The following is a 9,251-nucleotide window of genomic DNA, read 5'->3' on the forward strand; positions in this document are numbered from 1 at the left end:
AAAGCTCATCTTCATCTCCCGATTGAAACAGTCACTCCCCTGACTGTTTCAACATCCCAAGACATAATCTCTGGAAGTCGGCTAAAGTCATGTTTAAAGTGAGAGTCATTGAGCTTGCGAATGACGGTTGAAGTTGAAATGGACAGCTGATGAGCGATATCGGTCATAGAAGTTTTTTCAACTAGTTTTTGAGCAATGATAGCACTTTAAACGGCGTTTTTAAGGAGAATTCTAGTAGGCATGCCAGTCGTTTCAGGGGAAGGAATCTTAGACGGTTTTTGAAAATCATATTTCTTCAGTGATTTCCTTGTGAGTATCCATATTGATGATATCTAGAATCTGGATATTAGGGTCTTTAATGTCTAGTAATTTTGTGATAAAATGTAATGGTTCCATAAGATTCTTTCTAATGATGGTTTGATCGCTTTTCATTATAGATCTTATGGGACTTTTTTCTACAACAAAATAGGCTCCATAATATCTATAGGGGATTTACCCACTACAAATATTATAGAGCTTCTTCTTTTAGCGCTTGTATAAAAATTGAAAGTTCTATAATGAAGTTAGCCAGCCAACTTTCCTAAAAATGAGCTGGTTCAACTAGTCTATGTTGTTAAATGAAATCTAGTTATAGGCATAAGAAAACACCTCTGTGTTATACTTGTTGTTCACCACAAACACAAGAAAGGCACAGAGATGCAAAACAATTATACTACAAAAGCTAAACACTTGACAATCCATAACCGTCGTTTGATCGAACGATGGAAAAATGAAGGAAAATCAAATAGAGAAATCGCCTCTCTACTTGGAAAAGCTCCTCAGACCATCCACAATGAAATCAAGCGTGGTACAGTCCTACAATGTATGGAAAGGGACGTTTCAAAGCGAAAAACTACTATCTACTGGCCTTGACGGATCAAAGGAGCAGACACCAAATCATTCGATCAATTCCAAATAAAATCGCTGAGTCTGTCAATCAGGCTCTAAAACTCATCTTAAGACAACACAAGATTCTTTCCATCACGGCAGATAATGGAGCCGAATTCAACCGCTTGTCTGATGTGTTTTCTAAGGAGCATATCTACTATGCACACCCCTATGCCTCTTGGGAAAGGGGAACCAATGAGAATCACAACAGGCTCATTCGTAGATGGTTACCTAAAGGAACCAAGAAAACGACTCCCAAAGAAGTCGCCTTCATTGAAAACTGGATCAATAACTATCCTAAAAAATGCTTGGACTACAAGTCTCCCAGAGAAGACTGATTACTGGCTAACTTGAACTTGAAATTTAGCCTTGTATAAAAATTTAAGAAAAATGGAAAATTTTTTTATAAAAGCCTTTACAAAAAAAAAATAAAGTGGTATAATTAAATTATAAACAAGTGCAAACGTTTTCGTAAAACGTTTGCCTAAATAAAATAAAGGAGATTTGAATGATGAAAGCTACATTCAAAAATGTCTTGTCTTTCGAGTTTTGGCAGAAATTCGGTAAGGCTCTAATGGTGGTTATCGCCGTTATGCCAGCGGCTGGATTGATGATCTCAATCGGTAAATCAATCGTGATGATTGACCCCAATCTTGCTCCTCTAGTGATTACAGGTGGAATCCTTGAGCAAATTGGTTGGGGGGTTATCGGTAACCTTCATATTTTGTTTGCCCTTGCTATTGGGGGAAGCTGGGCAAAAGAACGTGCAGGTGGTGCATTTGCAGCTGGGCTTGCCTTTATCTTGATTAATCGTATCACAGGTACTATCTTTGGAGTTACAAGTGATATGCTGAAAAACCCTGAGGCTATGGTCACTACTCTCTTTGGTTCTTCTATCAAGGTGGCAGATTACTTTATCAGTGTTCTTGAAGCACCAGCATTGAACATGGGGGTCTTCGTAGGGATTATCTCAGGTTTTGTAGGGGCAACTGCCTATAACAAATACTACAACTACCGTAAACTTCCTGATGCCCTTTCATTCTTCAATGGTAAACGTTTCGTACCATTCGTTGTCATCCTTCGTTCAGCTATTGCAGCAATTGTACTTGCAGCTTTCTGGCCAGTAGTTCAAACAGGTATCAATAACTTTGGTATTTGGATTGCCAACTCACAAGAAACTGCTCCAGTTCTCGCACCATTCTTGTATGGTACTTTGGAACGTTTGCTCTTGCCATTTGGTCTTCACCACATGTTGACAATCCCAATGAACTATACAGCTCTTGGTGGAACATACGAAATCCTTACTGGTGCAGCTAAAGGAACTCAAGTATTTGGTCAAGACCCACTATGGCTTGCCTGGGTAACAGACCTTGTTAACCTTAAAGGTTCAAATGCTGACCAATACCAACACCTTCTTACAACTATCACTCCAGCTCGTTTTAAAGTTGGTCAAATGATCGGTTCATTCGGTATCTTGATGGGTATCATCGTTGCTATCTACCGCAATGTTGATGCTGACAAGAAACACCAATACAAGGGTATGATGATTGCGACAGCCCTTGCAACATTCTTGACAGGGGTTACTGAACCTATCGAGTATATGTTTATGTTTATCGCAACACCTCTTTACCTAGTGTATGCTCTTGTTCAAGGTGCTGCCTTTGCTATGGCGGATATTGTTCACCTTCGTATGCACTCATTCGGTTCAATTGAATTCTTGACTCGTACTCCGCTAGCTATCAACGCTGGTCTTGGTATGGATATCATTAACTTTATCTGGGTAACTGTCCTCTTTGCAGTCATCATGTACTTCATTGCCAACTTCATGATTAAGAAATTCAACTATGCAACTCCAGGACGTAACGGAAACTATGAAACTGCTGAAGGAGCATCAGAAGATGCAGCTCCAGGAGAAACAAAAGTTGCAGCGGCTTCTCAAGCTGTAAATATCATTAACCTTCTTGGTGGTCGTGCAAACATCGTAGATGTAGATGCATGTATGACTCGTCTTCGTGTAACTGTTAAGGATGCAGATCGTGTTGGTACTGAGGAACAATGGAAAGCAGAAGGCGCTATGGGGCTTGTCATGAAAGGACAAGGTGTCCAAGCTATCTACGGACCAAAAGCTGACGTATTGAAATCTGATATCCAAGATATCCTTGACTCAGGTGAGGTAATTCCTGAAACTCTTCCAAGCCAAATGACAGAAGCTCAAAAAAATACTGTACATTTTAAAGGTGTAACTGAGGAAGTTTACTCAGTAGCTGACGGTCAAGTTATTGCCTTGGAACAAGTGAAAGATCCAGTCTTTGCTCAAAAAATGATGGGTGATGGTTTTGCAGTAGAACCAGCAAATGGAAACATTGTATCTCCAGTTACAGGTACTGTATCAAGTATCTTCCCAACAAAACATGCACTTGGACTTGTTACTGAATCAGGTCTTGAAGTACTTGTTCATATTGGTTTGGATACTGTAAGCCTTGAAGGAAAACCATTTACTGTTCACGTTTCTGAAGGACAAAAGGTTGCAGCAGGTGATCTTCTTGTTACAGCTGACTTGGATGCTATCCGTGCAGCAGGTCGTGAAACATCAACAGTGGTTGTCTTTACAAATGGTGATGCTATCAAATCAGTTAAATTAGAACAAACAGGTTCTCTTGCAGCTAAAACAGCAGTTGCTAAAGTAGAATTGTAATATACTTGAGGTTGGAAGCTGTTTTCCAACCTCTTGTTTTAGGAGAAAAGCATGAAATTTCTAACACTCAATACCCACAGTTGGATGGAGAAGAAAGCAGAGGAAAAATTCCAGCTCTTACTCCAGGATATTCTTGAAAAAGACTATGATTTGATTTGCTTCCAAGAAATCAATCAAGAAATTACTTCGCCTGAGGTAGAGGTTGATCATCTTTATCAAGCTTTGCCAGCGGCAGAACCCATTCATCAGGACCACTATGTACGACTCCTGGTTGAAAAATTGGCTGAGAAAGGGAAAAACTACTACTGGACTTGGGCTTACAATCATATCGGCTATGACCGCTACCATGAAGGTGTAGCCATCTTATCCAAAACACCTATTAAGGCGCGTGAAATTTTAGTGTCTGATGTAGATGACCCAACGGACTACCATACTCGTCGTGTTGCCTTGGCGGAGACAGAAGTTGAAGGTAAGGAGCTTGCTCTTGCAAGTGTCCATCTCTCTTGGTGGGATAAAGGTTTCCAAGAAGAATGGGCACGATTTGAGGCTGTACTAAAAGAGTTGAACAAACCTCTGATTTTAGCAGGTGATTTTAATAATCCAGCTGGTCAGGAAGGCTATCAAGCGATTTTAGTTAGCCCATTAGGATTACAAGATGCATTTGAAGTCGCGAAAGAAAGAAGTGGTAGCTATACAGTGCCACCAGAAATTGATGGTTGGAAAGGCAACACCGAACCACTTCGAATTGACTATGTCTTTACGACTAAAGAGTTAGAAGTTGAAAGCTTGCATGTAGTCTTTGATGGTCAGAATAGTCCACAAGTCAGTGACCACTATGGTTTGAACGCGATATTAAATTGGAAATAAAAGAAAAAAATGAAAGGGAGCGATTCCTTTCATTTTTTTACAAAAATCCCTATAATTACTATTTTGGAGAAGAAGTTTTTTGTATATTTGTATATTATGAGGAAATATCCACAAATAAGTTTTTAAAAATTTACGGTCAAAAAATCGCTAATATTAACTATTTATGATAGAATGAAAATAATGAAATAAAAGGAGGACTGGAATGTTTTTTCAGGATAGAAAGATAAAATATTCAATCCGCAAATTGTCAGTTGCTACTGTATCCCTTGCGATTGGATTTTTGTTTGCGCCTGCGGCGCTTGGAGCCGCTCAAGTAGCTCAAGCTGATGAGCTTACGGCTACTGAACAAGTGGAGAATAAAGCAGAGAGTCAGGTCTCGGTGGGCTCTTCTACAATAGAGCAAGCAGAGCCTCAGAAAGAAAAGCAAGTTACTTTGAAATCTTCTGAATCTGCGGTAGCAGAGACAAGTCAAGCGACAGATTCGACTGCTTTTAAAAATGCTCAGCTAGCTACAGGCACGAGCCAGCTAGCTACAGGCACGAGCCAGCCAGCTGCAGCCACTGCTCAACCAGCATCAGCAAATGCAAGTCTAAACAAGAGCGCTTTAGAGAACTACCTCAAAAACTTGCGCAGCAAGGACTTTTCAAGTAAGACAGACGATAGTCTAGAAATCTTGAATGGCGTAATGACGGCTGCTGATGGTGTGCTTCAAACTGCAACAAAGCAAGAAGAAATTGATAAGGTTTATCGCAATCTCGTGAACTTTGTCAATTCTGGTCTTCGTGATAAAAATCCGAAGTTCATCCCAGATCAGGATAAAACTCCTCGCTCAGCACTTTATGAGTTTGAAAGTGCTACACCAGGAAAAACAACTCCGCTTGCTCTGAACTACTTGAAGCCAGAAGATACAAAAATCTACAAAAAGGGCGATAAAGTAAAGGCCATCCAGCCAACTGAAACAACTTATGTAGAGTATGATGGAAGTGGTAGATGGACCTTTAAGGGCTATGACCATGATAGTCAGGTGATTGGCAAAGATGATGTTTTCTTCACAGGTAAGTGGGAATTTACGCCGACACCATACAAGGCTACCTATAGAGCGGTTAATGGCTCACCTGGAAAAACTCCGCCACCTTATGTTGCAAACTGGAGTCCAGAAGATAGAAGAAGATTTGCTGAGGGTGAAGTAGTAAAAGCACAAGAATTTCACTATGTTTTTTATACTTCAGAAGAATTTCCTAACCGAAAAGGCTATTGGGCTTTGACTGGCTTTGATGCTCCAAGTAAAGTGGCAAACAATGGCGATGTAGAGTTCGTAGGAACTTGGAAATACTTTGAGGATGTCACTGTATCCTACAAACCTATGAACCAGCACGATTTTGAGAATTTTTATCATTTACCAAGTAGTCCTAAGACCTCACGTGACGAATATAAATTACCTCTTCCTAAGGAGATAAAAGATCTAGAAAGTAAGCTATACGATTACAAGCTTTCTCTCAATCAGTTTGATAAACGAGATGAGCATTTACCTCAAGATATACTGGACACGGTAGCTGCTTTGCTCCGCTATGATGAAACTCAAAATCTCTACAAACCCTTCTATGATGCGGAAAATGAAGGAAATTGGACCTTTGAGGAAGATGTAGTAGATTTAACCTTCAGTCGTGAACTAGAGCGGGCGGCTACATATGGGGAAATACCAAAAGTTACAATACCATTGGAGTTTGTATTTAAAGGGGTTCCTCGGAAACCGACTTACGAGTTTCTCAGTGGAACGGCTGGCAAAGCACTACCTGCTGAGATCAATAATCTGAAGCCGGTAGATATGCCTGAATGGGAGTATGCAAAGAGAAAGCAATACCCGAAAGGTGAGATGGTTCAGTCTGTTAGACCGACTCAAGAGTCCTACTATGATGCAGTTAACAAGGGTACCTGGACCTTTACAGGCTACGATTTTACTGAAAAACCAGTAAGTGAGTGGGATCATAAGGGATGGAACCTTAAGTTTACAGGTACTTGGACTTTTGTAGCGGATAAGTACTCAGAAAACTATGAGTTTGTTAGCTCAGATCCTAGTCGATCTCTACCAGCTGCAGTTAAGGCCTTGATGCCAAGTAATACAAATACTTACGATAATGGCGAAACTGTATTTGCGGAATATCCACGTGAGACGACCTACATGGACTTTGATAACGAGGGTACTTGGAAATTTGATGGCTATGACGCTAATAGCAAGGTAGTTAATCAAGATAAAGTTCTCTTTACAGGTAAATGGTCTTTCACACCACACAGAGATAAGACTGTTTCCTTTGACTTTGTCAGTGATACCCCAGGGAAGGCTATTCCGGATGATCTGAAGGCACAAATTCCAGCTTCTATCACGACTTCTCCGAAAGATTATTCTGATAATGTTAGATATGTCATTGAAAGTTTCTATACATACACAGATGATGATAATGATGGTACTTGGAAGTTTATTGCTCCTAAGAAGATAGAAAAACCATCTGATGATGAGGACTCTACTTACACACTCCACTGGGTCTTTGAACCGACTAAGCATAGTGTCTACTATGACTTCTATACAGATTCAAAAGATGATTCTGGTCAAACGATCTATCCGCCATCAACTTTGTATGATCTAATCACTTATGAAAGAGAATTTGTCAAGGGTGAAAAAGCTCGTGTTAAAATGCCATCTAAAACAAGATTTGAGGATCCTGATGGCAGAGGGACTTGGGTATTTGATGACTACTATGAAGATGACAATACGACTATTTCCTCACGTGTGAAAACAGTAGGGACAGAAGATGTTCGCTTCAGAGGAAGATGGATCTTGGTTCCCACCAATCAGTCTGATATGATCTACAGAGTGGAGTATAAATTCACTAACTCGACTCCTGCGTACCCTCTTCCAAATAAGATTCGCGATATGCTTCCAGCTGGTACTGATTTCGTTGCACGAGCTGACGATTACAAAGATGCAAGCAAACTTGACACCACCACAGTAACTGTTCCGACAGGTACTTGGATCTTCCATGGTTTTGATGCGGATAAATACGGAAAAGCTATTGCAGGTACGAAAGTGAAGACCATCACAGGATCTTGGAGCTTTACGCCAAATGGTGTAGACTATCAGTTCCAATCAACTAATCCTGCTTTCGCATTACCAGATCATATCACCAAGTTGACTCCGAAAAATCCTTATGATTACAAGTTATATCCTAAGGAAATTCTGGCTGAACAACCAAGTGAAACGACTTATGTTGATACAGCAAATAAAGTGACTTGGACATTTGCAGGATACGATAAAGAAAAAATCGTTGTAGCAGAAGGTAGACAGACTTTCCTTGGAAGCTGGGTACCTACTCCAAATCCAGAATATGTATTCAAATCTTCTGACGCACGTGTTCCATTGCCACAAAGTATTTTGGGAATGATGCCAAGTGATGAAGCTTCTTATAAGGTTGGAGACACCATTGTAGCCAAACAACCTGCTAAAGAATCAGTAGCTGAAGAAGAAAAAGACTATGTCTGGACCTTCAAAGGTTACGATCAGAAGAATGTGACCTATAATGGCAAGCGTGTGACATTTACTGGTATCTGGGAAGTGACGCCTAGACCGCATCATGTAAGCTATACTTTTGTAAGTGTTACGTCTGGTGTTGATTTGCCTGAATTTATCCAGAAGAAAACACCAAAAGATAGCTCAAGCTATTACAACACGCAAAAAGTTGTACCAGAAGAGCTAACTACAACGACTTACAAAGATGATATGAACGATGGTACCTGGACTTTCGTTGGTTACGATGCCAAAAGTAAGTTTGTGAAAAAAGCTGATCTGACTTTCACAGGTAAGTGGAAGTTTGAAGCTAAGAAGTACCAAGCAAGTTACCGCTTCGAGAGCGCAACATCAGGTAAGGCTCTTCCAGCAGCCATCGCAGCATTGACTCCAAGTGACAGTGCAACTTATGTGAATGGTGCCTCTGTTTCCGCTCAACAACCATCCCAAACCACTTACACCGACGCAGTGAACGACGGCACTTGGACCTTCAAGGGTTATGATGCAGCTAGCGCCGTTGTCAATAAGGCTGATGTTGAGTTTGTAGGAAAATGGACCTTTGAAGCCAACAAGTATCAAGCTACTTACCGCTTCGAGAGCGAGACATCAGGGAAATCTCTTCCAGCAGCCATCGCAGCCTTGACACCAAGCGATAGTGCAACTTATGTGAATGGTGCTTCTGTTTCCGCTCAGCAACCATCCCAAACCACATACACCGACGCAGTGAACGACGGCACTTGGACCTTCAAGGGTTATGACGCAGCTAGCGCCGTTGTCAATAAGGCTGATGTTGAGTTTGTAGGAAAATGGACCTTTGAAGCTAACAAGTATCAAGCTACTTATCGCTTCGAGAGCGAGACAGCAGGTAAGTCTCTTCCAGCAGCCATCACAGCATTGACACCAAGTGACAGTGCAACTTATGTGAATGGTGCCTCTGTTTCAGCTCAGCAACCATCTCAAACCACATACACAGATACTGTGAACGACGGCACTTGGACCTTCAAGGGTTACGACGCAGCTAGCGCCGTTGTCAATAAGGCCGATGTTGAGTTTGTAGGAAAATGGGCCTTTGAAGCCAACAAGTACCAAGCAAGTTACCGCTTCGAGAGTGAGACAGCAGGTAAGACTCTTCCAGCAGCCATCGCAGCCTTGACTCCAAGTGACAGTGCAACTTATGTGAATGGTGCCTCTGTTTCAGCTCAG

General features: G+C 41.1%; 3 protein-coding genes and 2 pseudogenes. 4 read left to right on the forward strand and 1 reads right to left on the reverse strand.

Annotation, left to right across the window (positions count from 1 at the left end; all coding sequences use genetic code 11):
• Positions 1 to 53: 53 nt before the first annotated feature.
• A pseudogene (locus K1I53_RS09215) lies at positions 54 to 396 on the reverse strand (ISL3 family transposase); the annotation flags it as partial.
• A 300-nt stretch (positions 397 to 696) separates the two neighbouring features.
• On the opposite strand from K1I53_RS09215, the pseudogene K1I53_RS09220 reads away from it, so the two are divergent.
• The 4 genes and pseudogenes from K1I53_RS09220 to K1I53_RS09235 form a co-directional block, all read left to right on the forward strand.
• Positions 697 to 1,265: pseudogene (locus K1I53_RS09220) on the forward strand (IS30 family transposase).
• Between the two features lie 170 nt (positions 1,266 to 1,435).
• Positions 1,436 to 3,622 carry a PTS transporter subunit IIBC gene (locus K1I53_RS09225; protein WP_223329176.1) on the forward strand — a complete coding sequence of 729 codons (2,187 nt, stop codon included), beginning with the start codon at positions 1,436 to 1,438 and terminating at the stop codon, positions 3,620 to 3,622.
• Positions 3,623 to 3,673: 51 nt separating this feature from the next.
• The gene (locus tag K1I53_RS09230) at positions 3,674 to 4,489 is read left to right on the forward strand and encodes an endonuclease/exonuclease/phosphatase family protein (protein WP_223329177.1); all 816 of its coding nucleotides are present in this window, start codon (positions 3,674 to 3,676) and stop codon (positions 4,487 to 4,489) included.
• A gap of 202 nt (positions 4,490 to 4,691) precedes the next feature.
• The coding region (locus K1I53_RS09235) for an SHIRT domain-containing protein (RefSeq protein ID WP_223329178.1) at positions 4,692 to 9,251 on the forward strand (4,560 nt) is incomplete at its 3' end.

This window comes from Streptococcus oralis, from assembly GCF_019929365.1.
GTDB lineage: Bacteria > Bacillota > Bacilli > Lactobacillales > Streptococcaceae > Streptococcus > Streptococcus oralis_BT.